The organism is Roseateles depolymerans (genome assembly GCF_003387155.1).
Classification (GTDB): Bacteria; Pseudomonadota; Gammaproteobacteria; order Burkholderiales; family Burkholderiaceae_C; genus Roseateles; species Roseateles depolymerans.
In genome coordinates this window covers 79,185-104,355 of the sequence record NZ_QUMT01000001.1, presented here as the reverse complement: position 1 = coordinate 104,355, position 25,171 = coordinate 79,185, and the positions used below count along the sequence as shown (strand labels likewise).

The window sequence follows — 25,171 nt, the reverse complement described above, 5'->3', positions numbered from 1 at the left end:
AGTGCTCGTAGAAGTGCTCGTGGCAGTGCGGGCGACGATGGGCGTGGAAGCAGCGGTCATGGAGGCCATCCAGGCAGTTCAAGTCCCGGGATCTTCACATGCGGAAGACCCCGAAACGGGTCTCCGGAATCTCCGCGTTCAGCGACGCGGACAGGCCCAGGGCCAGGACACGCCGCGTATCGGCGGGGTCGATCACACCGTCGTCCCACAGCCGCGCGCTGGCGTAGTAGGGATGCCCCTGCGATTCATACTGCTCGCGGATCGGTGACTTGAAGGCCTCTTCCTCCTCGGCGCTCCACTGCCCGCCCTTGGACTCGATGCCGTCGCGGCGCAGCGTCGCCAGCACCGAGGCGGCCTGCTCGCCGCCCATCACCGAGATGCGGGCATTCGGCCACATCCACAGGAAGCGTGGCGAATAGGCCCGGCCGCACATGCCGTAATTGCCGGCGCCGAAGCTGCCGCCGATGATCACGGTGAACTTGGGCACCTGCGCGCAGGCCACGGCGGTGACCATCTTGGCGCCGGCACGGGCGATGCCTTCGTTCTCGTACTTGCGGCCCACCATGAAGCCGGTAATGTTCTGCAGGAACACCAGCGGGATCTTGCGCTGGCAGCACAGTTCGATGAAGTGGGCGCCCTTGTTGGCACTCTCCGCAAACAAGATGCCGTTGTTGGCGACGATGCCCACCGGCATGCCCTCGATATGGGCGAATCCGCACACCAGCGTGTTGCCGTAGCGCGCCTTGAACTCATCGAATTCGCTGCCATCGACGATGCGGCTGATGACCTCGCGCACGTCGAAGGGCTTGCGGGTGTCGGTGGGAATGACGCCGTGCAATTCGGCGGGGTCGTGCAGCGGCGCCCGAGCGGGCTGCATTAGCAACTCGCCCTGCTTGCGCCAGTTCAGCCGGGCGACGGACTTGCGGGCAATCGCCAGCGCATGGGTGTCGTCTTCCGCCAGATGGTCCGCCACGCCGGACAGACGCGTGTGCACATCGCCGCCGCCCAGGTCTTCGGCGCTCACCACTTCGCCGGTCGCGGCCTTCACCAGGGGCGGGCCGCCCAGGAAGATGGTGCCCTGGTTGCGCACGATGACGGTTTCGTCGCTCATGGCCGGCACGTAGGCGCCGCCGGCGGTGCAGGAGCCCATCACCACGGCGATCTGCGGAATGCCCTTGGCGGAGAGGTTGGCCTGGTTGAAGAAGATGCGGCCGAAATGGTCGCGGTCCGGGAAGACCTCGTCCTGGTTGGGCAGGTTGGCGCCGCCGGAGTCCACCAGATAAATACAAGGCAGGCGGTTCTGGTCCGCAATCTCCTGCGCCCGCAGATGCTTCTTGACGGTAATCGGGTAGTAGGTGCCGCCCTTGACCGTCGCGTCATTGCAGACGATCACGCATTCCACGCCGGACACCCGGCCGATGCCAGCGATCACGCCGCCGCCCGGTGCCGCGTTGTCGTAGAGGTCCAGGCCCGCGAGCGGGGCGATTTCCAGGAAGGGGGTGCCCGGGTCCAGCAGCATTTCCACCCGGTCGCGCGGCAGCAGCTTGCCGCGCGCCACGTGCTTGGCGCGGGCCGCTTCACCGCCCCCCTGGGCGATGGTGGCCAGCTTCGCATTGAGATCGTCGATCAAGGCCTGCATGGCGGCGGCATTGGCCTTGAAGTCGGCCGAGCGGGCATTCAGCTGGGTGGACAGCACGGGCATGAAGTCTCCTGGGCGCCCGGCTCCGTCGGTGGGATCCGGGCTTTGTGAGTAAGGCTCAAATTTTTGCGGATACTCTTGCAGACACCGCCTTGTGGGCGATTTCCGCACCCAGCCTCCGGGGCCACCTGACGGAGCCGGAAGCGGGTCGCGGCGCGAAGCATACGCGAGAAGAGGGTAGGCCAACAACCACACTTGAGCTTGGCTCAATAACTGGCCACAATCCGGCCCTCATGAGCCCCCCTGCCCCCTTGCGTCCCTCCTGTGACGGCGTTCCCTCGCCTGACAGCGCCGCCAGCGTCTCCAGTGCCGCCGGCGTCGTCAGCGGCGCCAGCGCGCTCAGCACCTCCGGCAGCCTGCCGACGCAGCGGCGCTCACCGGTGGGCGCTAAGGCCGAGCAGCGGGTGCGGGACATCCTGCGGGCCAGCCGCGCGGTGTTTGCAGAACGTGGGTACGAGCGGGCCACCACGACGGAGATCGCCCAAAGGCTGGGGATCTCCGAGGCCACGGTGTTCACCTATTTCCGCGGCAAGCGCGAGCTGTGCATGCGGGTGATCGGGGACTGGTACGACGAGATCATCGACGCCATCGAGTCCGGGCTGCCACGGGAGCGGCCGGTGCGGGACCAGCTGGAATTCGTGGTCCACACCCACTTGCGGCTGTTCCTGATTCAAGGGACGGGGCTGTGCGAGCTGGTGCTGTCGGAGGGACGCAAACGCGAGGCGACGCTCACGCTCAGCCAGGATGAGGGTCAGTCCTTCGGCGCGGCATTCGTGGAACTGCAGCGTCGCTACACGGCGCCGCTGATGGACCTGCTGTCACGCGGCCAGAAAACTGGGGAAGTGCGGCAGGACATTCCGCTGCGCATGCTGCGGTCGCTGGTGTTCGGCCCGATGGAGCACCTGCTGTGGGAGGTGATCATCGCCGGCCGAGAGATCCAGGTGGACCGCGCCGCGCGTGATCTGGTCGCGCTGCTGTGGCCGGCGCTGCAGGCGCCGGACCATGAACTGCAGTCGCTGCGCAGACTCAAGGCCCAGGTGGGCGCCGCGCTGGCAGAAGCGGACAGCGGGGCGCGCTGAGGCCTGCCCCAGCACTCCGTTCGCTAGCGACCCCGCACTAACGGCTTCACAGCCGATCGTGATGCGGTGGACCGAGTCTTCAACGATACAGAGGGCGATCGAGGGCGTTTGAGCGAGGGCGTGTCCGCTGATTCTGATATCTGGGCCAATGAACTGAGACTGTCCAGCATGATCACGTTGCCAGCGCGCGTACGCACGGCGACTGCGAGCTCGCCGCCCATCGCTTCAACATATTTACGCAGAGTGGAGAGCAGCAGGTCCGACCGCTTCTCCAGCTGAGCCACTGCGTTTTGCTTGACGTTCAGGATCCGCGCCACTTCGTCTTGCGTCTTGAGAAACGCGGTCCGCACTTGGGCCAACGAGTCCGCGTGACTGATCATGTCTTGCGCCAATCGCTCGGCCTTTTCCTCAACGAACTGCTGGTCTTCGGGGGAGAGCTCTTCAATGAGGCTCTTCAGCGTGGTGGTCATAGACATCCCTTCTTGCTGCTGCCCAGTGCCTTCAAGTGGTGGTCAAAGCGTTGATCGGCCTTTTTAATCAATGCCCTGTAGAAAGCGGCTTCGTCGCGCCCTTGCTTGTCTCCTGCAACAAGCAGGCAGGCGTTGCGTTCAGAGTCAAAGGCAAATGCCGTTCGCCATACCTGTTGGCCTTGATGCGACTTAAAACGAAGCTCCTTCATGTTGCTATGTCTCGACCCATTCAATGTATCAACGTGAGGGCGTCCGAGCTTGGGGCCTGCTCGTTCCAGCGATCTGGCTGCCGCCAGCAACTCACGTCGGACTTCGGGGTCGAACAATCTGAACTCTGTCAGGAAATCCTCATGAAAGATGACTTGCCAATCGTTTCGGGGCGCGTCTGCTGTCGTCGATGGCCCAGGACGATTGGAGTCTGAAGTGCCTGATTTTGCCACGATCATCATTCCTACGTGATATCACTCTAAGATTATTCAGATCCATCCAGGAAAGCGCACCAGGAACGGTCAAAGTTCCTCCATCAGGCCGCTGGCTTTCGCGGGCCTGTGGGTGGGCCGCTCGACGCTGTTACCCTTGTGTCCACTCGAAGGTCTCTCTCCCGATGCAGAAGCTCTCCCCCGTCAAGGTCGTTGCCGCACTCACCGCCATCCTGATGGCCGTTGTCTTCCTGGTGGTCGCCACCCGGATGCGTGAAGGCGCCGCCGGCATGTTCTCGGCCGCGCGGGCCAACACGGCCAAACGTCCCCCGGCTTCGGCGCCTGCGGTGGAGCCAGGCGCCCGGGCCTCCGGAAGCCGCGTCATCCCCATCGGGGTGGTGCCAGCCTCCGCGCCGACGCGCTGACCCCGCCCTCCGCTCTCCGCCATCCGCCATCCGCCCTCTCCCGCCAGCCCGGGCGATCACGCAACCCGTCCGTAGGATCAGGCAAGCAAACCCATCCGTTTTTGGATACGCTTGCCCACCTTCGCCCCGGCGCCGCCGCCCATCCGGGAGGAACGACCGTGGCAATCCCCCGGAGGAGAGTCATGACAATCAAGCTGACGGTCAATGGAAAGCCGGTCTCGCTGGACGCGGACCCGCAAATGCCCCTGCTGTGGGCCCTCCGTGAGCAGCTTCAGCTCACCGGCACCAAATTCGGTTGCGGCATGGCCCTGTGCGGCGCCTGCACCGTGCATCTGGACGGCCAGCCCGTCCGCTCCTGCCAGACGCCGCTCGAAGCGGCCAACGGCAAGAAGATCACCACCATCGAAGGCGTCGGCGCCACACCGGCCGGCAAGGCGGTGCAATACGCCTGGCTCAAGATCGACGTGCCTCAGTGCGGCTACTGCCAGAGCGGCCAGATCATGAGCGCTTCGGCCCTGCTGGCCGGCAACCGCAAGCCCACCGACACCGACATCGACAACGCCATGAGCGGCAACATCTGCCGCTGCGGCACCTACAACCAGATCCGCGCTGCCATCCACGACGCGTCGGCCCAACTGAACAAGGGAGGCCGCGCATGAGCACCGACCTCCTCACCCCGGCCGGCGCCAGCCGCCGCTCGCTGCTCAAGGGCGGCGCCGCCCTGACCCTGTCCTTCACGCTTCCGCTGGCCGCCGGCCGCCTGGCCCAGGCCGCCCCAGCACCGGCCGGCACGCCCAGCAACACCTTCGCACCCAACGCCTGGCTGCGCATCACCCCGGACAACCGCGTCACCGTGGTCTGCGGCTCCGCGGAGATGGGCCAGGGCGTGCTCACCGCCATCCCGATGATGGTGGCGGAAGAGCTGGACGCCGACTGGTCGCAGGTCAGCGTTGAGCAGGCGCCGGTGGACCAGGCCTACAACAATCCGATGTTCGGCATGCAAGCCACCGGCGGCAGCACCACCGTGCGCGCCCACTGGACGCCGGTGCGCCAGGCCGGCGCCGCCGCGCGCCAGATGCTGGTGGCCGCTGCGGCCCAGCAATGGAAGGTGCCGGCTGGCGACCTGCGTGCCGAGCGCGGATTCGTCATCGGCCCGGGCGGCAAGAAAGCCAGCTACGGCTCGCTGGTCGGCACCGCCGCCACGCTGCCCGTGCCCGAGAAGCCCGCGCTGAAGGACCGCAAGGACTTCCGCATCATGGGCAAGCCGACCAAGCGGCTGGACAGCGCCGCCAAGATCAACGGCACCGCCAAGTTCGGCATCGACGCGCAGGTGGACGGCATGCTGATCGCCGTCATGGCCCGCGCCCCGATTGCCGGCGCCAAGCCCAAGGCCTTCGACGAGGCCAAGGCCAAGGCCGTGCCCGGCGTGCGCAAGGTCATCACCCTGCCCTCCGGCGTGGCCGTGCTGGCCGACGGCTATTGGGCCGCCCGCCAGGGGCGTGACGCCTTGGCCGTGGAATGGGACCTGGGCGCGCATGCGGATCTGTCGCAGGACAAGATCTCCACCACGCTGGACCAGGCCCTGGCGGACGCCAAGGCGGTCGCCCGCGAAGAGGGCCAGGCCCCCGATGCCGCCGCCACCCGCATCGAGGCGCAGTACGACGTGCCCTACCTGGCCCATGCCTGCATGGAGCCGCTGAACTGCCTGGCCTGGGTGCAGGGCGACTCGGTCACCATCTGGGCCGGCACGCAGAGCCAGGGCCCTGCGCAGGGCATCCTGGGCCAGGTGGCGCAGGTGACGCCGGCCAAGGTGAAAGTCAACACCCTGCTGCTGGGCGGCGGCTTCGGTCGGCGCTTCGCCCCAGACTTCACCATCGACGCCACGCTGCTCTCCAAGATCAGCGGAAGCCCGGTCAAGCTGATCTACGCCCGTGAAGACGACATGGGCGCCGGCTTCTACCGGCCCACCTCGCGAGTGCGGTTCGCCGCGGCGCTGGATGACCAGGGCCGTCCGTCGCAACTGAAGGCGACCGTGGCCAGCCCGTCCATCATGGCGGCGTCCGGCTTCATGAAGATTCCGGACACCGGCGTGGACAGCATGGCCGTGGAAGGCCTGGCGGACCACCCCTACAGCATCCCCAACCAGCGCATCCTCTACGGCCGCGCCGAGCCGGGACCGCAGGTGTGGTTCTGGCGGTCGGTGGGCCATTCGCAAAATGCCTTCTTCATCGAAAGCTTCATCGATGAACTGGCGCACACGGCCAAGGCCGACCCGCTGCAATACCGCCTGGCGCTGCTGGACAAGCAGCCTCGCGCCAAGCGGGTGCTGGAGCTGGCGGCCAGCAAGGCGGGCTGGAAGACCCCGGCGCCCAAGGGCCACTTCCGTGGCGTGGCGGTCGCGGAGAGCTTTGGCACCTTTGTGGCGGAAGTCGCCGAGGTGTCCGTGGGGGACGATGGCGCCATCCGCGTGCACAAGGTGACGGCGGCGGTGGACTGCGGACAGACCGTCAATCCGCAGACCATTGCCCGCCAGATCGAAGGCGCGGTGGTCTACGGGCTATCCGCCGCCCTGTATGGCCGCATCAGCTTCAAGGACGGCAAGGTCGAGCAGAGCAACTTCCACGACTACCCGGTGCTGCGCATGAACGAGATGCCCAAGGTTGACGTGCATATCGTGGACAGCAACGAAGCGCCCGGCGGCATCGGCGAACCCGGCACGCCGCCGATCGCGCCGGCGGTGGCCAATGCCATCTTCGCGGCCACCGGCAAGCGGCTGCGTGCGCTGCCGTTCGACACGGCGGCCTTGAAGAAGGCTTGATGCACGCACGGCGTCCCTGACCAGGTGACCCGCTGATCCGCTGACCGGGTTAACGGGCTACCAGGTTAACGGGCTGCCGGGTTACCGGGCGACCGGGACCAGTCGGCCAAGACCTAGGCGCCTCCTGCGTGGAGGCGCCTTTTTTTTCGGCCGCCAGTCCACGCGCTTCAGCCTGCGGGCGGGTAACCGGCTTCCGTCAGCACCGCCGCCAGTTGGTCACGCGGCAGGCCGCTCTGGACCTTGACCGTTTTCTGCTCCAGGCTCACCTGCACGTCCGCATGGCCGTCCGCGCTCTTGAGGGCCTCGGTGACGGCGGCCAGGCAGTGGCCGCAGCTCATGTCGGGCAGTTTGAATTCATGCATGGATCACTCCCGGCGTCAGTTCAACAAACAAGGCGCCAAGCCTAAACCTTTCCACCATGGGAAGGTCAAGCGCATCCGCCCCTCTCCCGGGAGGGGCATGGTCTTGACCTTCCCATCATGGCAAGCTTGAGACTTCCGCCATGAATACCGCTGCCCCTACCCTCCCCTCGCCGTCCGCCGGCGCCAACGCTGGCGTCCCCCTGGTGGAACTGCGCCTGCCCATCCAGGGCATGACCTGCGCCAGTTGCGTGCGACGCGTCGAAAAGCGGCTCAACGCGGTGCCCGGTGTGGCCGCGGCGGAAGTCAACCTGGCGACCGAGCAGGCCACCGTTCGGGCCGAGGCCGCGCTGCCGGTCCAGGCCCTGAGGGAGGCGGTGCAAGCCGCAGGCTTCCAGGTACCGGAGCAGTCGACGCAGCTCGTCATCACCGGCATGACCTGCGCCAGTTGCGTCGGCCGGGTGGAGCGCGCCCTGCGAAAAGTGCCTGGGGTGCAGCAGGCCGACGTGAACCTGGCCACCGAGACCGCGCATGTCAGCACCCTGGGCGGCGTCAGCCCGGACGCCTTGATCGCGGCGGTGACCCAGGCCGGCTATGCGGCGAGGGAGGCCGGTGGCGAGACCACCGGCGAAGCAGCAGCCCCCGCCCGGCCGCCGTGGTCCCACACCGGTGGGCCGGTGCTGGTGGCGGCGCTGCTGTCCGCCCCGCTGGTGCTGCCGATGCTGGGCATGCTCGTTGGGCAGCACTGGATGCTGAGCGGCGGCTGGCAATGGCTCCTGGCCACCCCGGTGCAGTTCTGGCTGGGCGCCCGTTTCTACCGGGCCGGCTGGGCCGCCCTCAAGGACCGCAGCGGCAACATGGACCTGCTGGTGGCCCTGGGCACGAGCGCGGCTTATGGGCTGAGCGTCTACAACCTCCTGACGGCCTCGCCCCACGCCGGGCACGACGGGGCCCCGCTCCCGCTGTACTTCGAATCGTCCGCCGTGGTCATCACCCTGGTGCTGCTGGGCAAATGGCTGGAAGCCCGGGCGAAGCGGCAGACGCTGGGCGCCTTGGCGGCGCTCAAGGCCCTCCGTCCGGAGACCGCCCGGGTGCGACGCAACGGTCAGGATCTGGACCTGCCGATGGCCCAGTTGCAGCAGGGAGACCTGCTGGTGGTCCGGCCCGGAGAGCGTATGCCCGCGGACGGCCGCATCACCGAAGGGCAGAGCCTGGTGGATGAGTCGATGATCACCGGCGAAAGCATGCCGCAGTCCCGCGGCCCCGGCGACCGGGTGGTCGGCGGCTCGGTGAATGGCGAAGGACTGCTGCTGGTGACGGTCACTGCGCTGGGCGCTGAATCCACCTTGTCGCGGATCGTGCGCATGGTCGAGAACGCACAGGCCGGCAAGGCGCCGATCCAGCGGATGGTGGACCAGGTCAGCGCGGTCTTCGTGCCGGTGGTGATCGCACTGGCGCTGCTGACCGCGGCGGCCTGGGGCCTGCTGGCTGGCGACGGGTCCCAAGCCGTGATCCACGCTGTGGCCGTCCTGGTAATCGCCTGCCCGTGCGCCCTCGGGCTGGCCACGCCGGCGGCGATCATGGTGGGCACCGGGGTGGCCGCCCGCCACGGCCTGCTGATCAAGGATGCACAAGCGCTGGAGCAGGCCCGCAGCGTCACCACCGTGGTCTTCGACAAGACCGGCACGCTCACCGAAGGGCGGCCGCAGCTCGAAGCGCTCAGGCCCTTGAATGGCCTGACGGAAGCGGACGCGCTGAGCCTGGCCGCGTCGCTGCAGCAAGGCAGTGAACATCCGCTGGGCCGCGCGGTGCGCGAGGCCGCTGCAGAGCGCGGCCTGCAGGGAGCGCCCGCCACGGACGTGCGGGCGGTCGCCGGCCGCGGCATAGAGGGGCTGGTGCAGGGACGCCGGCTGATACTGGGCAGCCGCCAGTGGCTGGTGTCGCTGGGAACACCCGCCGCCACGCTGGACGACGCGGCCGCCAGCGCCCACGCGCAGGGCATGACGGTGTCCTGGCTGGCCGAACACCCCGGCGACTCGGCGCCGTTGCCGCTGGCGCTGCTGGCCTTTGGCGACCGCCTCAAGCCCGAGGCCGCTGCGGCCGTGCGGCAGCTGCGCGAGATGGGCCTGCGCACCGTCATGCTGACCGGGGACAACCGTGCCGCCGCACAGACCGTGGCGGACACGCTGGGACTGGACGAAGTACACGCCGAGCTGCTGCCGGAAGACAAGGCCCGCCACGTGGCACAGCTGCGCAGCGCCGGTGCTCAGGTGGCAATGGTGGGAGACGGCATCAACGATGCCCCCGCGCTGGCCGCAGCGGATGTGGGGATGGCCATGGGCGGCGGCACGGATGTGGCGATGGAAACCGCCGGCATCACGCTGATGCGCGGTGACCCGCGTCTGGTGGCCCAGGCCATCGGCATCTCCCGGGCCACCGTGCGCAAGATCCGCCAGAACCTCTTCTGGGCCTTTGTGTACAACCTGCTGGGCATTCCGCTGGCCGCGCTGGGGCTGCTGAGCCCGGTGATCGCGGGCGCGGCCATGGCGCTGTCCAGCGTCTCGGTGCTGGGCAACGCGCTGCTGCTCAAGCGCTGGAAAGGAGACGCCCGATGAGCGCCATGCCGCCCGTCAAGGACTCCGGCACCGGCCCGGCCGGCGCGCCGGTCCACCCCGAGGCCCGCTGGACCATCAAGGAAGCGGCGGAGCGCTCCGGCGTTTCCGCCAAGATGCTGCGCCACTACGAGCAGCTCGGCCTGCTGCCGCCCGTCGCCCGCACCGAGGCGGGGTACCGCCTCTATGGCGAGCGGGAGGTCCACCTGCTGCGCTTCATCCGTCGCGCCCGGGACCTGGGGTTCTCGATGGCGGAGATCACCGAGCTGCTGGCCCTGTGGCGCAATCGCCGCCGCGCCAGTGCCCAGGTCAAGCGGATTGCGCAGACCCATATTGCCGACCTGGACCGTCGCCTGGCCGAGATGCAGGCGATGCGGCGCACACTGGCCGAGCTGGCCGACTGCTGCCGCGGGGACGACCGCCCCGACTGTCCCATTCTTGACGATCTTGCCGAAGGAGGCTCCCGATGACTCTCGACCCCGATGCCGTCCCTGCCCGCTGGGAGCGCCTGCAGGCGCACCTGGGCGATGTGGGGGGACTCACCATCCGCCGCGCCCTGCCCACGCCCAAGCACCGCATGGTGGGGGCCTGGTGTTTTCTGGACCATGCCGGCCCGGCGGACCTCGCACCGGACCGTCCGATGCGCGTGGGTCCGCATCCCCACACCGGGCTGCAGACCTTCAGCTGGTTGATCGAAGGCGAAATCCTGCATCGCGACAGCCTGGGCTCGGAGCAGGTGCTGCGTCCCGGACAGGTCAACCTGATGACAGCCGGACGCGGCATCAGTCACTCGGAAGAGTCGCTGACCTCACGCCTGCAACTGGCGCAGCTGTGGATTGCCCTGCCCGATGCGGTGCGGCACATGCCGCCCGCCTTTGAGCATTTCCCGGTCATGCCGCACTTCAAGACCGGCGACTTTGACACCATGCTGTTGATGGGTGAGTTCGGCGGTCACCGTTCTCCGGTGCCCAGCCACACGCCGCTGCTGGGCATGGATCTCAGCGCGACCCATGCGGCGCAGGCGGAGCTGCTGCTGCATCCCGACTATGAATATGGCTTGATGGTGCTGGAGGGCGAGATGGTCGTCACGGTGGGGGATGAATCCACCGGCCTGAGCACGCCCGGGCAACTGCTGTATGTGGCGCCGGGGGCCCGGTCGCTGAAGCTGCTGTCGGGTGGGGGCCGCAGCCGCGCGCTGTTGCTGGGCGGGCCGCCGTTCAATGAGCCGGTGTTGCTGTGGTGGAACTTCGTGGGCCGCAGCCGCGAGGAGATGCACGGCTATGCGGCCGAATGGAACCAGCATGAGGACGGCAGCGTCTTCGGGGCCGTGCACGGTTATGTGGGCCCACGCCTGTTGGCGCCGCCCGTGCCTGCACTGAAGGTGCCGGTGGCGCCGGAGCCCCTGTCCTGACGAGTGGCGCTTCGCAGCTCCATCTCCGGGGAGCTGTTGGCGGACGAACTGGTGGACCCATCGCCCTCGGACGGAGGCGCCAGCATCACCAGGGCATCCGCCAGGGGATTGATACCCGGCTCCCGATCGGGGGGCGACGGCGCGTGGGACAGCTCCGGCAACAGCTCCTTGATGCGCTGGGCCAATTGCGCCATGTCAACAAGGCTCCAGGATGAGCTCGAGGGCGTGTTGAAGGCGCGCAGGGTGGTCATGAGATCGACGCCCATCGCGTCCTGCAAGAACTTCAGGGTCTGCGTCAGCGCCGTCTGCTGTGCAGCGGACGGTGGCGTCGACGGCCCGAGCGGGTAGCGATAGGCGATCTCGAAGACGTCCCCGACACGGTTGAGGATGTCGTGGGCCACGGGCAAGACCAGCGAAGCGAGCCGGTTTTCGATGGCGCCGGCCGCCTGGTTCAGCTCTTCCGCCGTGACGGTCGGCAGCGGCCGGTTCAAACGAGCCCGGTCGGGGCTGAAGCCAAAACCGTCCAGCAGCGCAGCGACCATCCTGTCGGTGCCAAAATTCTGGACCCGCTGGGCCATATTGGCTTGTCCGGCAATCCAGATCGTCAGCGCGCGCTCTTGAAGCAGGGCGCGAAAGCCGTTCGCAGCGCTCCCCCCCGGGACTCGCGCCTGCAGCGCGTGGAGGGCGCAACCAAAGGCTCTGCCGGGCGGCATGCTATGGGTGACCAGCGCCCGGGTGAGCTCTCCACAGAGGTGGGCGCGATCGCTGCTGCTCACCGGGGCGGCGGACTCCAGCTGATGGATCAAACGTTCGAGCCAGCGTTTGCCGTGCCCCATCATTTCGGCATTGATCTTGTCGCTGCGTTCCATGTCCCGCCGCAGCTGGGCTGTGGCGGTCGTCAGCGACTGCTGCTGACCCGGGCCCGGCAGGACGTGCGCCAGCCTTTCCAGCGAAGCGTCCAACTGGGCTCTCACCTGCTCGGCATTCGCAGTGCGCAGGTAGGTGCACATGGGCATGTCGCCCGTGTAGTACTCGCCGCGCAGCAGGTCTGAACCGCCCGAGGAACGCCCGGCCGAAGAGGCCAGGGCCGCAGCCCCCGGTGACAGCGTGGACCGTTCCACGAGCGCAGCCGATGGGCCCGAACGAGTGTGGGAGCTGGGTCCCGGGTCGGTGGAGTCGCTGGGGTCGCTGGTGTTGTGGGGGGACGCAGGGTCCAGCCCCGACCCGGACGGTGCGCCCCCCGAGATCGGAAACGACATGAGCCGCCCTCCTGAAGTACCGAAAGTCCTTCAGTCAGGGCGGCGCCGTCAGAAGTTCAGGCGAAGCGACCCGCCTGGAAATCCCGAACCGCCTGCAGCAGCTCCCCTTCGGTGTTCATGACAAAGGGGCCGTACTGCGCAATCGGCTCGTTCAGCGGCTTGCCTGCGATCAGGATCAGCCGCGCGCCCTCCTCGCCCGCCTCGAAGCGCACGCCATCCGCGCCGGCCGTGTTGGCCAGGATGGCCATGCGGCCCGCGGGCACCTTGCAGCCGGTGTCAAAGCGCACGTCGCCCCGGTAGACATACAGGAAGGCGTTGTGCGTGGACGGAATCGCCTGCTCGAAAGACGTGCCGGGCTGCAGATGGATGTCCAGGTACAGCGGCTCGGTGGTCTCGCGCTGCATGGCGCCGTCCACCCCGTGGCTGCTGCCGGCAATCACGCGCACCGTGGCACCGGGCAGCCGGGCTTCCGGGATCTCGCTGCTGGTGATGTCGCGGTACCAGGGCTCGCACATCTTGTCCCGGCCCGCCAGGTTCAGCCACAGCTGGAAGCCCTCCATGCGGCCTTCCTGCTGCTCCGGCAGTTCCGAGTGGACCACGCCGCGGCCGGCCGTCATCCACTGCACGCCGCCGCTGCCCAGCAGGCCTTCATGGCCTGCCGAATCACGGTGGCGCATCTGGCCTTCGAGCATGTAGGTCACGGTCTCGAAGCCGCGGTGCGGATGGTCGGGGAAGCCGGCGATGTAGTCGTCGGCATTGTCGGTGCCGAAGGCGTCCAGCATCAGGAAGGGATCCAGCCGCCGCTGCAGGTCATGGGTCAGCACGCGGGTGAGCTTGACGCCCGCCCCATCGCTGGTGGCCATCCCCTGCACCAGGCGCTCGACCTGACGGGGCCTCGCAACGGTGAAGTTCGGGGAAACAACGGCAGACATGACAAGGTCCTTTCCTTCAGAGGAGTCGGTCAGACCGCCCAGCGGCGGGCGGTCGGGGAACGATCAGGCCAGCACCGAGGCGATTTCGGCGCGTGCACCCGCCAGGCCTTGGGCGGTGGCTTCAGGGCCCATGTTCAGGCCTTCGGCGTAGATGAAGTCCACGTCGGTCATGCCCAGGAAGCCCAGGGTGACCTTCAGGTAGGGCACGACGTTGTCGGTCGGCTGGCCACGATGCACGCCACCACGAGTGGTCACCACGATCACCTTCTTGCCGGTCACCAGGCCTTCAGGGCCGTTGGCGCCGTAGCGGAAGGTCACGCCGGCACGGGCCACGGCGTCGATCCAGTTCTTCAACTGCGAGCTCACGCCGAAGTTGATCATCGGCGCGGCCAGCACGATCACGTCGGCAGCCTGCAGTTCACCGATCAGGCTGTCGTTCAGGGCGACGCGGGCCTGCTGGTCGGTGCTGCGCTGCTCGCCCGGGGTGAACAGAGCGCCCAGCGTGGCTTCGTCCATCGGAGGCAGCGGATTGGCCGCCAGGTCATGCACGGTGGTCTTGGCGCCGGGGTTGCGGGCCACGAGGCCGGCCACGACTTCGTTGGCCAGCAGGGTGGAGACCGAACCTTGGCCGTCATGCAGGCGGCGGGCGCTGGAGTTGATTTGCAGAATGTTCATGGTGACTCTCCGGTTGCATCAGGGGTGTGAGGGAATGGCTTCACTGTATTGAGAACCCCGGAGCATCAGAAGCCCACCGATTGGATAAGATTGTTCCATTGAACGAACAATCGGGCCGAGCGCCCCTGTGGCCATGAGTCTGGATGCCGATGACCTGCTGGTGTTTGCCCGTGTGATGGAGGCCGGCAGCTTCAGCCGCGCGGCGGAGCGCCTGCATCTGCCCAAGTCCACCGTGTCGCGGCGCATTGCCGCGCTGGAGGAGCGCCTGGGAGAGAAGCTGCTCCAGCGCAGCACCCGTCGCCTCACGCTGACCGATTTCGGCCAGGGCGTGCTGGACCATGCCCGCGCGCTGGCCGGCGAGGTGGACAGCGCCCTGGCGCTGGCCCTGCACCGGCAAAAGCGCCCCACGGGTCGCCTGCGGGTGTCGATGCCGGCGGACTTTGCCCATCAGATGCTGCGCCCGATGCTCAGCCAGTTCGTGGGCGACTATCCGGAAGTGCAGCTGGAGCTGGACCTGTCTCCCCGCCGTGTCGACCTCATCGCCGAGGGCTTCGACCTGGCGGTGCGCATGGGAGAGTTGCCCGCAGACAGCCAACTGGCCGCCCGCCGCATGGCCGTTTTCGGCAGCGGGCTGTATGCCTCACCGGCGTATCTGCAGCGGCATGGCGAGCCGCAGATGCCCGAGGGCCTGATCAGCATGCATGGCCTGATGATCCTGAGCCGCGGTGGGGATGCCTTGCCATGGCGCCTGTTCGCCCATCACGAGGCCGCCCCGGAGGACCAGCGCACCTGGGTGGGCGTGCCGGAGCGGCGCACCCTGGCCAATGCGCCGGACATGCTGCTGCAGATGGCCCGGGACGGCCTGGGCATCACCTGGGTGGGCAACCAGTACGCGCAGACCTTTGTGGACAACGGGGAGCTGGTGCGGGTGTTGCCGCAGTGGTGTGCGGAACCCAGCACCTGCTGGGCGGTGTTTCCGCAGCGGCGCTTGATGCCGCTGCGCACCCGGGTGTTCCTGGATGCCATGGCGGCGACGCTGACGCCGCTGGATCAGTCGGCGATCTTCGAGCGCTAGACCTGCAGCGCTGAAGCTTCAGTGCCAGAGGCTCAGCGCCAATGGTTCAGCGCGACGGCTCCAGCGCTGACACATCCCTACGAGCGGGCCATTGCCGGCGTCGTCACTCCATCTGGAAACCGATCTCCACGCTGACCGGTCGAGGCTTGGTCACCGGTGCGAAGCGCCACTGCTTGACGGCGGCCACTGCGGCGGCGCTGAGCTTGCGGTCCGGCGACTTGAGGGCTTCCACGCCATTGACGGTGCCGTCCGGCTGGACCACGAACTTGACCATCACCGAGCCATTGCGCTGCTGCGCCAGCAGGGCCCGGGGATATTCCGGATCCACCTTGGTGATCAGGCGCAGGGGCGACTCTTCTTCCGGCAGCGGGGCCGGTTCAGGCTCCGGCTGCTGGGCCGGTGCGGCGGGCACGCCCACGGTCGGCGTCGTGGCGGGGGCGGCCATGGCCATGGTCTCGGGGATGCGGCCGGTGTAGGCCGGGTTGGCCTGCGCGACGGTCGCGGCGGCACCACTGCCGGACCCACTACCGGACCCATTGGCTGAGGCACTGCCTGAGCCCGCAGCACCAGACGTCAGCGAGGTGCGGGTCAGTCCACCGGCATCACCACGCTGCGCATCGGCCGGGCTGGCACTGGCCACGGTGCGGCCGTCGTCACTGTCCGCCTTCTTCGCGGGCGCCACTGCCTTGGCCACCTGGGCCTGCGGCTGCGGCTTGGGCTCCGGCTTGGCGTCGCTCTTGGCCTGATGCTCGGGTTTCTTGGTCTCGCCCTTTTCCGCGTGGAACTTGATCCACTGGAAGACCTTGTCGGCATCGCGCTTGGCGCGCTCGACGTCACTGAGCTGGGCTTTGCCGTCGGCAGTGGCGGCCCCCGAGGCGGCGGCGCCGTTGGCCCCGGGCGAGCTGGCACCGGCCGCCTGCGCCCACGCGCCTGCACCTGCCAGCATCAAGCACACGGACAGACAGCTGGGTACCAGGACCCTGCGAGAACGACTGCTCATGATTCCCACCCTCTTAAGGCAATGCCGCTTCTTCTTTGTAAGCAAACCCGCGGCGAGTAGCGACAAAGTGTAAGAAGTCACCCCCGCGACTGCTGCTCGGTATTTGCCCGAGGTTTGTGCCCTCTTTGCTGCACTCGTCGGAAAAATCACAACTCGGGTCCGATCCCGTGCAAGCCCCATGGCGACGGGTTTGTAACGGAGACAGCCCCAGACCGCCCCATACCGGCCCTGACCGCCATGCTGCGGTGCACATGGCCCTGCGACGGTGCAGGGCCAGGCCGTGCGCGGCGCCACCGCTTGAGCCCGGGCACCAGCGCCCCCTATACTGCGCGCCTGCTCCGGGGAGCCCTGGGCCGCACAACGCGGCACGGGCTGAGACATGGCGATGAAGCCGTGGACCCGCTGAACTTGATCCGGTTCGTACCGGCGTAAGAAGAGCCTGCCCCTCGCGCCCATTGTGGTGGCCATGCAGGGACCCTCCCATCCGCGGCGGGTCCGCGACATGCGCCCCGGCGGCGCGGCCGGGTCCGGGCCACTCGCGCCCGCGACCGGCCCAGGCCCAGCCTCCGGTGCTCCACCGGAGACCCCTGATGTCGCAACACCTGTCCCCTGCTACCAGCGCGCAATCCGCGCCGCTTCCCTCTTCGTCCACCCCGGCGGCTGAATCGTCGCCCCTGGATGTGCAGCAGCGCCTGGCCGCCAGCCGCGCGCCGCTGCCGGCGTCCACCAAGACCTATGAGCCGGGCACGCTGTTCCCCGACCTGCGGGTGCCGCTGCGCGACATCCAGTTGACCAACGGGGAACGCATCGCGGTGTATGACACCTCCGGCCCCTACACCGACCCGGCCCAGGCGACCGACGTGCGCCGGGGCCTGCCCACGCCCCGCGCCGCCTGGATCCAGTCGCGCGGCGACACCGAAGCCTATGAAGGCCGCCCCATCCAGCTGTTCGACGATGGCCTGCGCGAAGCCACCCAGCAGCAGGCGCTGCGCGCGCAGACCGACGCGCTGACCCGCCAGCCGCGTCGCGCCCTGCGCGGCGGCAACGTGACGCAGATGCACTATGCCCGTCGCGGCATCATCACCGCCGAGATGGAATACGTGGCCATCCGCGAAAACGGCCGGCGCGCCTGGATGAAGGAGTACTGCGCCGATGCCGAGCGCGAAAGCCGCCTGCGGGGCCAGGGGCTGGGCGCCAGCATCCCCGGCTTCATCACGCCGGAATTCGTGCGGGACGAGATCGCCCGCGGCCGCGCCATCCTGCCGGCCAACATCAACCATCCCGAGCTCGAGCCGATGATCATCGGCCGCAACTTCCTGGTGAAGGTCAACGCCAACATCGGCAACTCGGCGGTGAGCTCGGGCATCGAGGAAGAGGTCGAGAAGCTGGTGTGGGCCACCCGCTGGGGCGCGGACACGGTGATGGACCTTTCCACCGGCCGCAACATCCACACCACGCGGGACTGGATCATCCGCAACAGCCCCGTGCCCATCGGCACCGTGCCCATCTATCAGGCGCTGGAAAAGGTCGGCGGCGTGGCCGAGGACCTGACCTGGGCGCTGTTCCGCGACACGCTGATCGAGCAGGCCGAGCAGGGCGTGGACTACTTCACCATCCATGCCGGCGTGCGCCTGCCCTTCGTGCCGATGACGGTCAAGCGCCGCACCGGCATCGTGTCGCGCGGCGGTTCCATCCTGGCGAAGTGGTGCATTGCCCATCACCGCGAGAACTTCCTCTACACGCACTTCGAAGAGATCTGCGAGATCATGAAAGCCTATGACGTCAGCTTCTCGCTGGGCGATGGGCTGCGGCCGGGCTCGCTGGCCGATGCCAATGACGAGGCGCAGTTCGCCGAGCTGCGCACGCTGGGCGAGCTGACCAAGATTGCCTGGAAGCATGATGTGCAGACGATGATCGAAGGCCCGGGCCATGTGCCGATGCACATGATCCAGGCCAACATGACCGAGCAGCTCAAGCATTGCGACGAAGCGCCGTTCTACACCCTGGGCCCGCTGACCACCGACATCGCGCCGGGCTATGACCACATCACCAGCGGCATCGGCGCGGCCATGATCGGCTGGTTCGGCTGCGCCATGCTCTGCTATGTGACGCCGAAGGAGCATCTGGGGCTGCCCGACCGCGACGACGTCAAGCAGGGGCTGATGGCCTACCGCATCGCGGCCCATGCGGCGGACATTGCCAAGGGCCATCCGGCAGCGCGGGCGCGGGACGATGCGCTGTCCAAGGCGCGCTTTGAGTTCCGCTGGGAAGACCAGTTCAACCTGGGGCTGGATCCGGAGACGGCACGGGAATTTCACGACGAGACGTTGCCCAAGGACAGTGCCAAGGTGGCGCATTTCTGCTCGATGTGCGGACCCAAGTTCTGCTCGATGAAGATCACGCAGGACGTGCGGGACTACAGCGCCAAGCTGGAGGCGGACGCCGAAGCCGGCATGCGGGCCAAGAGCGAGGAATTCCGCACCGGCGGCAGCGAGCTCTACATCCCCATCCAGCCGGCCTGAGCCATGGCCCGCATCGTGATCGCGGGGGCGGGCCTGGCCGGCCGTCTCTGCGCCTGGGCGCTGGTTCGCAGCGGTCATGCGGTGACGGTGTGCGACCCGTCGCCGGATGCGCAGCCGCATTTCGACGGCACCGGGGCTGCCGCCTTTGCCGCCGCTGGCATGCTCAGTCCACTGGCCGAGCAGGAACAGGGCGGTGCGCGGGTCGCCGCCTGGGGCTGGCGTTCGCTGACGCTGTGGGCGGGGCTGGTCCAGGCCCTGCGACCGGCCGAGGTGCCGTTCCGGCGTGACGGCAGCCTGCTGCTGGCGCATCGCAGCGACCTGGGCGCGGCGCAGCGCATCCTGGCCTTGATCCCTGGCGCGCAGGCGCTGGATTCCAACGCACTGCACAGCCTGGAGCCGGCGCTCGTGCCGGGTCTTCACGGCTGGCTGCTGCCGGGAGAGGGCCTGATCGGTCCGGTCGCGGCCATGCACGCGCTGGCGCAGGCGCTGACGCCGGCGCCAACGCAGTCGGGGATCAGCGTGGACTGGCGCTGGGGCTGCCCGGTGCTGTCCGTGTCGCCAGGCCAGGCGCGGCTCGCTTCGGGCGAATGGCTGCGGGCGGACTGGGTCATCGATACCCGGGGCCTGGGCACCGCGCCGGATCTGCCCGTGCGCGGCGTGCGGGGCGAGATCGTCACGCTATCGCTGCCCGGCCACGGGCTGCGCCGCCCCGTGCGGCTGCTGCATCCCCGTCACCGGGTGTACCTGGTGCCCCGGACCGATGAGGAACTGGCGGTCGGCGCCAGCGAGATCGAAAGCGGGGACCGCAGCCCGGTCTCGCTGCGCTCGGCGGTGGAGCTGATGGCCGCGGCGCACAGCATCGTGCCGGCGCTGGCGGAAGCCCGCATCCTGCGTCTGGATCGGCATCTGCGGCCGGCCCTGCCGGACAACCTGCCGATGACCCATCACGAGCCCGGTCTGCTGCGGCTGAACGGCCTGTACCGACACGGCTGGCTGCTGGCGCCAGCGCTGGTGGAGCAGTTGCTGGCCGCGGCCGGGCTGGCGCAGCTCCACGCACTGGTGAACGTGCGCCCTCCAAGCCTTTCCTTATCTGCTCCGTGATCCCCCATGACCACCGCCCCCATCACCATCCGGCTGGATGACCGCGAACTGCAGTTGCCCGCAGGCAGCCACCTCTCCGACCTTCTTGCGCTGGAGGCGCTGCAGCCGCTGCCGCCCGCCGGCGTGGCCACCGCCCTGAACGGACGCTTCGTTCCCCGTGCAGCACGCTCGACCACGCCCCTGTCCGACGGTGACCAGGTGCTGCTCTTCCAACCCATCGTCGGAGGCTGACATGTCCGCTTTCCACTCTCAGCCCGCACAGCCGCCCTCTCTTTCATCGGCGGCCGATCCCCTCCGCATCGGTGACGTCTCGTTGACCAGCCGTTTCTTCCTCGGCACGGCCGGTCACCCCAGCCCGCAAGTGCTGCGCGAGTCGATCGAAGCCTCGGGCAGCGAGGTGCTCACCGTCGGCCTCAAGCGCACCCTGCAAGGCGACAACGGCGCCCTGGCCCATGCGCTGGCCGACGCCCGTGCCCGCGGCGTCCGGCTGCTGCCCAACACGGCCGGCTGCCGCAGTGCCCGGGAGGCCGTGGCCCTGGCCCATATGGCCCGTGAGCTCTACGACACGCCGTGGATCAAGCTCGAGGTGGTCGGTGACGACCACACGCTGCAGCCCGATCCCATCGAGCTGCTCAGCGCCGCCACGGAGCTGGTGCGCGAAGGCTTCGTCGTGTTCCCCTACTGCACCGAGGACCTGGTGATGGGACGGCGACTGCTCGACGCCGGCTGCCCGCTGCTGATGCCGTGGGGCGCGCCGATCGGCTCCGGCCAGGGGCTGCTGCACCTGCCTGGCCTTCGGACCCTGCGGGAGCGCTTGCCGGACACGGTGCTGGTGGTGGATGCCGGCATCGGCGCGCCGTCCCAGGCGGCGCAGGCGATGGAGCTGGGCTTCGATGCGGTGCTGCTCAACAGCGCGGTGGCGCAGGCGCGGGATCCAGTGCGCATGGCCGGCGCGTTTCGCCAGGCCGTCGCGGCGGGTCGTCAGGCCTGGCGTGCCGGGCTCATGGCCCCGCAGTCGATGGCGGTGGCCAGTACGCCGGTCAGTGGTCACGCCTTCCTGCTGGGGGACGCGTAATGCCGCCACTGGTCCCCCATCCCTCGCTGCCCTCTCCCTGGTCCCCCGATGTCGATCCGTGGGCCCTCTCCCTTCGTCCCTGGACGCAAGACCCGACGCCACCGCTGATGTGGAGCGTGGCCGGCACCGACAGCGGCGGCGCCGCAGGCCTGGCGGCGGACACCCGCGCTGCGGCGGCCCTGGGCGTGCACCTGTGCACCGTGGTGGCGGCCGTCACAGCCCAGCATTCCGAAGGCGTGCAGGGCGTCTTTCCCGTTCCTACGGCGACCTTGCGAGCGCAGCTCCAGGCGCTGCGGTCGGACCTGCCGGCGCGTGTCATCAAGACCGGCCTGCTGGCCAGCGCGTCCGCGGTGGACGTGCTGCTGGCGCAGCGCGGGGATGCCTGGCTGGTGGTCGATCCAGTGCTGGGGGCCACTGCCGGTGGCGCCAGTTTCTGCAACGACGAGCTGCTGGCGGCCTACCGGCATCAATTGCTGCCGCAGGCCGTGCTCATCACGCCCAACCGCCGCGAGGCCGAGCGGCTGCTGGGCGTCGCGGCGGGGCAGTGGCCTGTGCCGGAACTGGCCCGTCGGCTGCGGCGACTGGGCGCGCAGGCCGTGTGCATCACCGGCGGGGACGACGAGTCGTGCGGGGCCCTGCCGGACGGCACCGCACTGGCGCTGGACTGGCTGGACTCGCCGCTGGCCACCGGCTGGATCGCCTTGCCGCGCCTGCAACCGCCCCCCGGTCAGCGGCTGCACCACCATGGCTCCGGATGCACTTTCGCCACCGCGGCCGCCGCCGCGCTTGCACGCGGCTTCCCGCTGCCGGATGCGGTGATCCTGGCCAAAATGCTGACGTGGACAGCCCTGCGCGACGGCCATGCCGCCGGCGCCGGGCCTGGTCCGCTGCGGCCGAACGCCGCCTTCATCGCAGACGCTTCAGCGATGCCGGTGATGTCCCAGTCGGATGAGGAGCTGCTGTCGCCAGCGCTGCTGCAGCAATGGACGCTGGCGCTCCAGGGCCGGCCGGCGCAGGGCGGCGACTTCACCCACGGCCTGTACGCCATTACGGACCGACCCGAGCAGGTGGCGGCGTTTGCGCAATCGGGCGTGTTCAGCCATGTCCAGTTGAGGATCAAGCGCGGCGCCGCCCAGGAAGGGGCCGGGCCGCATGACGACGCGTCCTTGCGAAGCAGCATCCGGCAGGCCCTGGCGAGCGGCGCCGACCACCGCTGCGCCGTCTGGATCAACGACCACTGGCAACTCGCGCTGGACGCAGGTGCGACCGCCCTGCACCTGGGACAGGAGGACTGGGCCGGCCTGACGCCGGCGCAGCGCCAGGACTTGCAGCAACGCTGCCAGCAAGGTCGCCTGCAACTGGGACTCTCCAGCCACAGCCTCTGGGAGCTGTGCCGGGCGCGCGCGGTGGCCCCCACCTACATCGCCTGCGGCCCGCTCTGGCCCACCACCACCAAGGACATGCCCTGGCAGCCGCAAGGCCTGGCGCAACTGGGTTGGTGGACCCGGATGGCCGGTCGGCCCGTGGTGGCCATTGGCGGCATCCTGGACGACCACCAGGTGCAAGCGGCCTGGGAGGCGGGGGCGTCCGCCGTGTGCCTGGTGCGGGCGGCGCCGGACTGGCTGGCACGCTCGCCGCAACGATGAGCGGACCGACCTGGCCCACCAGGCCTCCCTGACCCACCGTGTGCCGACCGGCCAACCGCGCGTCAGCCGGTCCCCCACCCCGGCATGCGACGGTCGTTGCGGTCCCGGCGGCGAGGATGGCTCCGATGCGCCATCGTTGAGGGGATGGCGCATTTGTCCGGCTTCCGAATAATGGGCCCGTCGCTTGCCCTGCTGCCCGGCATCTCTTGTCGTCGCACTCCATTCGGGAACATTCGTGGCCTGGTCCTCCGCATCGCCGCCCTCCCCTGCGCCGTCGCCGCCTCCGGTCGTGACGCCGCCGCTGCTCAAGCCGATCCCGGACTGGCAGGAGCATGAAAAACCGTCGATGCCGGGGTCCCCCTCCATGCCCTGGCATCCGCCCTGGCGGCGGGCCGCCTATGCGCTGGTGGCGGTGCTGGTGGGCATTACCGGCGCACTGGGCAGCGGACTGGTCACCGCCAATCTGCCGGTGCTGCAGGGCCAACTGGGCTTGACGCCTTCGCAGGGGGCCTGGCTCTCAGCCGCCTACGTGATGGTGAATGTGACGGCCAACCTGCTCGTCTTCAAATGCCGCCAGCAATTCGGCATGCGCTGGTTTGCCGAGGTGGGACTGGGCATCTACGCCATGCTGGCCCTGCTGCATCTGGCCGTGGGTGGCTTTGCCACCACGCTGATGGTGCGCGCCGCCAGTGGCCTGGCCGGCGCTGCCTGCAGCACGCTGTGCCTGCTCTACATGCTGCAGAGCATGCCCCGGACCCACACCGGCAAGATGCTGGTGATCGGCGTCGGCATTGGCCAGTTGGCCGCGCCGCTGGCCTGGGTGGTGTCCCCGGCGCTGCTGGATCAGGGCGGCGGCACCTGGCACAACCTCTATCTCTTCGAGGCCGGACTGGCGCTGTGCGCCTTCGCCAGTGTGGTCATGCTCAAGCTGCCGCCGGGCGTGCAGATGAAGGTCTTCGAGCCGCTGGACTTCCTCACCTTCGCCCTGATGGCGCCCGCTGTGGCCATGGTGGTGGCGGTGCTGGTGCAGGGCTACCTGCACTGGTGGCTGGACACGCCGTGGCTGGCCTGGCTGCTGATCGCCGCGCTGGTGCTGGTGACGACGGCGGTGCTCATTGAGCATCACCGGGTGAATCCGCTGATCCAGACGCGGTGGTTTGCCAACGGCGCCACGCTGCGTTTTGTGCTGGGCGGGCTGATCCTGAGGTTCCTGACCGCCGAGCAGTCGGTGGGCGCGGTCAACTTCCTGCGTGCGCAAGGCATGGGGCCGGACCAGCTCCAGCCGCTCTTCGCGGTGGTGCTGGCCGGCATGGTGCTGGGCATGCTGGCCTGCTCCATCACCTTCACGCCCAAGACGCTGATTCCGCAGATCCTGCTGTCCATCGTGCTGTTCGCGGTGGCGGGGCTGCTGGACCACCACCGCACCAGCCTGGACAGGCCGCAGGACTTCTTCCTGAGCCAGTTCCTGCTGTCGGTGGGGGCCGGCATGTTCATGGGGCCGCTGATGCTGATCGGCATCGGCCAGGCGCTGAAGAACGGGCCGGCCTACATGGTGACCTTCTCGGTGATGTTCTCGATCACGCAGACGCTCGGGGGGTTGGTGGGGTCGGCGCTGCTCAACACCTACCAGTTGCATCGGGAGCATGAGTTTTCCGCGTCGCTGGTGGCGACACTGGACCGGACCGATCCGATCGTTTCGCAGCGCATCGCGGCGCAGGGCGCGGCGCTGTCGGGCGTCATCAGCGACCAGGTCCTGCGAGCGGCGCAAGGCGCGGCTCAACTGGCGCAAGTGGCCCGGCGGGAATCGAATGTGCGGGCCTACAACGATGTGTTCATGTTCAGTGCCATGACGGCCATCGGGTTCCTGCTGTGGCTGCTGGCACTGCTGGGGCGGACGGCCTGGGCGAAACGGCGCGAGGCGGCGAGGGTGGCTCGGGACGCCGTGGGGCCTTCGGCGTCCGGGCCGACGCCGCCTTCGGGGTCGGCCGTGCCTCCACCTACATCCGGGTCCGCGTCTGCTTCCGCGTCCGGGTCTGTGTCCGCGTCCGTGCCCGTGCCCGCGCCCGCGCCTGTGAGCGTGGCCGCACCGCACCCATCGGCGCCATCGTCGCCCTCCGCTGTTACTGCCGGGAGTCGTCCTGCATGAGTCCAACGCCGCCCTCCAAAGACCCTCGCCCGGATCAGGGACTGCCCGCGCCCGGTGCTGCTCCCGCTGCAGTTCCAACTTCAACTCCAGGGCCCGCTTCTGCTCCAGCGCCCGCTTCTGCTCCAGCGCCCGCTTCTGCTCCAGCTCCAGCTGCTGCTCCGGAGACGCCGACGTCCTCGGCGCCTGCGACCCCAGCGCCTGCGGATCCGCCCGTCCGCCCGATTCCGGGCTACCCGCCGGAGCGCTCCACCTCCACCGCCCCCGCCGATGCTCAAGCGGCCGCCGCGCTCGATCTGGCGTCGTCGTCCACATCGACGGCCAGCGCGGACATTGCGCTGCCGACGGACAGCACCTTGCCTGAGTCCGCCGCCTACGCGCCCGCTTCCGCGAACGGGGCAGGCGTTCCTCCTCCCTCACCGCTCTTGCAGTCGTCACCGACGCCCTCTGC

General features: G+C 68.7%; 22 protein-coding genes and 1 riboswitch. Of the genes, 14 read left to right on the top strand and 8 right to left on the bottom strand.

Translation table 11 applies throughout. The features are described 5' to 3' along the window. Positions 1-94 precede the first annotated feature (94 nt). Positions 95-1,702 (bottom strand): carboxyl transferase domain-containing protein, encoded by a 1,608-nt coding sequence (locus DES44_RS00435; protein ID WP_058936682.1) that lies wholly within the window; start codon positions 1,700-1,702, stop codon positions 95-97. A 230-nt stretch (positions 1,703-1,932) separates the two neighbouring features. Between DES44_RS00435 and DES44_RS00430 the strand changes: the two genes are divergently transcribed. Then, complete coding sequence (locus tag DES44_RS00430; RefSeq protein WP_083525887.1) at positions 1,933-2,778, top strand: TetR/AcrR family transcriptional regulator; 846 nt, start codon at positions 1,933-1,935, stop codon at positions 2,776-2,778. Between the two features lie 23 nt (positions 2,779-2,801). Here the strand turns inward: DES44_RS00430 and DES44_RS00425 are convergent, their stop codons facing one another. Then, complete coding sequence (locus DES44_RS00425; protein ID WP_083525888.1) at positions 2,802-3,248, bottom strand: helix-turn-helix domain-containing protein; 447 nt, start codon at positions 3,246-3,248, stop codon at positions 2,802-2,804. Continuing rightward, positions 3,245-3,697: a type II toxin-antitoxin system RelE/ParE family toxin gene (locus DES44_RS00420; protein ID WP_232309855.1), complete on the bottom strand. Its 453-nt coding sequence runs from the start codon at positions 3,695-3,697 to the stop codon at positions 3,245-3,247. The genes DES44_RS00425 and DES44_RS00420 overlap by 4 nt, the downstream gene beginning before the upstream one ends. Positions 3,698-3,852: 155 nt before the next feature. On the opposite strand from DES44_RS00420, the gene DES44_RS00415 reads away from it, so the two are divergent. From DES44_RS00415 to DES44_RS00405, 3 genes are all read left to right on the top strand, one after another. Then, positions 3,853-4,092: a hypothetical protein gene (locus DES44_RS00415; protein WP_058936684.1), complete on the top strand. Its 240-nt coding sequence runs from the start codon at positions 3,853-3,855 to the stop codon at positions 4,090-4,092. A 182-nt stretch (positions 4,093-4,274) separates the two neighbouring features. Further along, positions 4,275-4,751, top strand: coding sequence for a (2Fe-2S)-binding protein (locus tag DES44_RS00410; RefSeq protein ID WP_058936685.1), 477 nt, complete (start codon positions 4,275-4,277; stop codon positions 4,749-4,751). Then, positions 4,748-6,910: a xanthine dehydrogenase family protein molybdopterin-binding subunit gene (locus tag DES44_RS00405; RefSeq protein ID WP_058936686.1), complete on the top strand. Its 2,163-nt coding sequence runs from the start codon at positions 4,748-4,750 to the stop codon at positions 6,908-6,910. The genes DES44_RS00410 and DES44_RS00405 overlap by 4 nt, the downstream gene beginning before the upstream one ends. A 167-nt stretch (positions 6,911-7,077) precedes the next feature. Here the strand turns inward: DES44_RS00405 and DES44_RS00400 are convergent, their stop codons facing one another. After that, a complete protein-coding gene (locus tag DES44_RS00400) occupies positions 7,078-7,272 on the bottom strand; it encodes a heavy-metal-associated domain-containing protein (RefSeq protein ID WP_058936687.1) in 195 nt (64 codons plus the stop codon). Positions 7,273-7,412: 140 nt separating this feature from the next. Between DES44_RS00400 and DES44_RS00395 the strand changes: the two genes are divergently transcribed. The 3 genes from DES44_RS00395 to DES44_RS00385 are packed head-to-tail and all read left to right on the top strand — an operon-like array spanning position 7,413 to position 11,292. Beyond that, on the top strand, positions 7,413-9,884 hold the full coding sequence (locus DES44_RS00395) for a heavy metal translocating P-type ATPase (protein WP_058936688.1): 2,472 nt from the start codon (positions 7,413-7,415) through the stop codon (positions 9,882-9,884). Positions 9,885-9,889: 5 nt separating this feature from the next. After that, complete coding sequence (cueR, locus tag DES44_RS00390; RefSeq protein ID WP_083526118.1) at positions 9,890-10,351, top strand: Cu(I)-responsive transcriptional regulator; 462 nt, start codon at positions 9,890-9,892, stop codon at positions 10,349-10,351. Further along, positions 10,348-11,292 carry a pirin family protein gene (locus DES44_RS00385; protein WP_058936690.1) on the top strand — a complete coding sequence of 315 codons (945 nt, stop codon included), beginning with the start codon at positions 10,348-10,350 and terminating at the stop codon, positions 11,290-11,292. Before cueR ends, DES44_RS00385 begins: the two co-directional genes overlap by 4 nt. Here the strand turns inward: DES44_RS00385 and DES44_RS00380 are convergent. From DES44_RS00380 to DES44_RS00370, 3 genes are all read right to left on the bottom strand, one after another. Continuing rightward, positions 11,217-12,551, bottom strand: a complete 1,335-nt coding sequence (locus DES44_RS00380; RefSeq protein ID WP_147306906.1) for a hypothetical protein — start codon at positions 12,549-12,551, stop codon at positions 11,217-11,219. The genes DES44_RS00385 and DES44_RS00380 overlap by 76 nt on opposite strands. Before the next feature lie 56 nt (positions 12,552-12,607). Next, positions 12,608-13,483 carry a pirin family protein gene (locus tag DES44_RS00375; protein ID WP_058936692.1) on the bottom strand — a complete coding sequence of 292 codons (876 nt, stop codon included), beginning with the start codon at positions 13,481-13,483 and terminating at the stop codon, positions 12,608-12,610. A 63-nt stretch (positions 13,484-13,546) separates the two neighbouring features. Beyond that, a complete protein-coding gene (locus DES44_RS00370; RefSeq protein WP_058936693.1) occupies positions 13,547-14,158 on the bottom strand; it encodes an FMN-dependent NADH-azoreductase in 612 nt (203 codons plus the stop codon). A 133-nt stretch (positions 14,159-14,291) separates the two neighbouring features. Here DES44_RS00370 and DES44_RS00365 point away from each other — a divergent pair, with 133 nt between their 5' ends. Further along, positions 14,292-15,233, top strand: coding sequence for a LysR family transcriptional regulator (locus tag DES44_RS00365; RefSeq protein ID WP_058936694.1), 942 nt, complete (start codon positions 14,292-14,294; stop codon positions 15,231-15,233). Between the two features lie 103 nt (positions 15,234-15,336). Here the strand turns inward: DES44_RS00365 and DES44_RS00360 are convergent, their stop codons facing one another. Beyond that, the gene (locus tag DES44_RS00360; protein ID WP_058936695.1) at positions 15,337-16,179 is read right to left on the bottom strand and encodes an energy transducer TonB; all 843 of its coding nucleotides are present in this window, start codon (positions 16,177-16,179) and stop codon (positions 15,337-15,339) included. A 383-nt stretch (positions 16,180-16,562) separates the two neighbouring features. Next, positions 16,563-16,685: riboswitch (TPP riboswitch) on the top strand. 138 nt (positions 16,686-16,823) lie between these two features. Here DES44_RS00360 and thiC point away from each other — a divergent pair. The 6 genes from thiC (at position 16,824) to DES44_RS00330 (ending at position 24,723) form a co-directional block, all read left to right on the top strand. Further along, the gene (gene thiC / locus DES44_RS00355) at positions 16,824-18,755 is read left to right on the top strand and encodes a phosphomethylpyrimidine synthase ThiC (protein ID WP_058936696.1); all 1,932 of its coding nucleotides are present in this window, start codon (positions 16,824-16,826) and stop codon (positions 18,753-18,755) included. 3 nt (positions 18,756-18,758) lie between these two features. Further along, positions 18,759-19,856, top strand: coding sequence for an FAD-dependent oxidoreductase (locus tag DES44_RS00350; protein ID WP_058936697.1), 1,098 nt, complete (start codon positions 18,759-18,761; stop codon positions 19,854-19,856). A 6-nt stretch (positions 19,857-19,862) separates the two neighbouring features. Then, entirely contained in the window at positions 19,863-20,087 is a 225-nt protein-coding gene (gene thiS / locus DES44_RS00345) for a sulfur carrier protein ThiS (RefSeq protein WP_198164835.1), read from the top strand. Position 20,088: 1 nt separating this feature from the next. Continuing rightward, positions 20,089-20,931: a thiazole synthase gene (locus DES44_RS00340; RefSeq protein WP_083525890.1), complete on the top strand. Its 843-nt coding sequence runs from the start codon at positions 20,089-20,091 to the stop codon at positions 20,929-20,931. Beyond that, positions 20,931-22,577, top strand: coding sequence for a bifunctional hydroxymethylpyrimidine kinase/phosphomethylpyrimidine kinase (locus DES44_RS00335; protein WP_083525891.1), 1,647 nt, complete (start codon positions 20,931-20,933; stop codon positions 22,575-22,577). The genes DES44_RS00340 and DES44_RS00335 overlap by 1 nt, the downstream gene beginning before the upstream one ends. A 235-nt stretch (positions 22,578-22,812) precedes the next feature. After that, positions 22,813-24,723: an efflux MFS transporter permease gene (locus DES44_RS00330; protein WP_198164837.1), complete on the top strand. Its 1,911-nt coding sequence runs from the start codon at positions 22,813-22,815 to the stop codon at positions 24,721-24,723. Positions 24,724-25,171 lie beyond the last annotated feature (448 nt).

Coding starts and splice junctions, on each gene's coding strand:
- DES44_RS00360 (WP_058936695.1), bottom strand. CDS start 16,179: ATGCTGGCAGGTGCAGGCGCGTGGGCGCAGGCGGCCGGTGCCAGCTCG.
- cueR (WP_083526118.1), top strand. CDS start 9,890: ATGCCGCCCGTCAAGGACTCCGGCACCGGCCCGGCCGGCGCGCCGGTC.
- DES44_RS00340 (WP_083525890.1), top strand. CDS start 20,089: ATGTCCGCTTTCCACTCTCAGCCCGCACAGCCGCCCTCTCTTTCATCG.
- DES44_RS00370 (WP_058936693.1), bottom strand. CDS start 14,158: ATGAACATTCTGCAAATCAACTCCAGCGCCCGCCGCCTGCATGACGGC.
- DES44_RS00395 (WP_058936688.1), top strand. CDS start 7,413: ATGAATACCGCTGCCCCTACCCTCCCCTCGCCGTCCGCCGGCGCCAAC.
- DES44_RS00380 (WP_147306906.1), bottom strand. CDS start 12,551: ATGTCGTTTCCGATCTCGGGGGGCGCACCGTCCGGGTCGGGGCTGGAC.
- DES44_RS00375 (WP_058936692.1), bottom strand. CDS start 13,483: ATGTCTGCCGTTGTTTCCCCGAACTTCACCGTTGCGAGGCCCCGTCAG.
- DES44_RS00405 (WP_058936686.1), top strand. CDS start 4,748: ATGAGCACCGACCTCCTCACCCCGGCCGGCGCCAGCCGCCGCTCGCTG.
- DES44_RS00385 (WP_058936690.1), top strand. CDS start 10,348: ATGACTCTCGACCCCGATGCCGTCCCTGCCCGCTGGGAGCGCCTGCAG.
- DES44_RS00335 (WP_083525891.1), top strand. CDS start 20,931: ATGCCGCCACTGGTCCCCCATCCCTCGCTGCCCTCTCCCTGGTCCCCC.
- DES44_RS00400 (WP_058936687.1), bottom strand. CDS start 7,272: ATGCATGAATTCAAACTGCCCGACATGAGCTGCGGCCACTGCCTGGCC.
- DES44_RS00430 (WP_083525887.1), top strand. CDS start 1,933: ATGAGCCCCCCTGCCCCCTTGCGTCCCTCCTGTGACGGCGTTCCCTCG.
- thiC (WP_058936696.1), top strand. CDS start 16,824: ATGTCGCAACACCTGTCCCCTGCTACCAGCGCGCAATCCGCGCCGCTT.
- thiS (WP_198164835.1), top strand. CDS start 19,863: ATGACCACCGCCCCCATCACCATCCGGCTGGATGACCGCGAACTGCAG.
- DES44_RS00420 (WP_232309855.1), bottom strand. CDS start 3,697: ATGATGATCGTGGCAAAATCAGGCACTTCAGACTCCAATCGTCCTGGG.
- DES44_RS00435 (WP_058936682.1), bottom strand. CDS start 1,702: ATGCCCGTGCTGTCCACCCAGCTGAATGCCCGCTCGGCCGACTTCAAG.
- DES44_RS00415 (WP_058936684.1), top strand. CDS start 3,853: ATGCAGAAGCTCTCCCCCGTCAAGGTCGTTGCCGCACTCACCGCCATC.
- DES44_RS00350 (WP_058936697.1), top strand. CDS start 18,759: ATGGCCCGCATCGTGATCGCGGGGGCGGGCCTGGCCGGCCGTCTCTGC.
- DES44_RS00410 (WP_058936685.1), top strand. CDS start 4,275: ATGACAATCAAGCTGACGGTCAATGGAAAGCCGGTCTCGCTGGACGCG.
- DES44_RS00365 (WP_058936694.1), top strand. CDS start 14,292: ATGAGTCTGGATGCCGATGACCTGCTGGTGTTTGCCCGTGTGATGGAG.
- DES44_RS00425 (WP_083525888.1), bottom strand. CDS start 3,248: ATGACCACCACGCTGAAGAGCCTCATTGAAGAGCTCTCCCCCGAAGAC.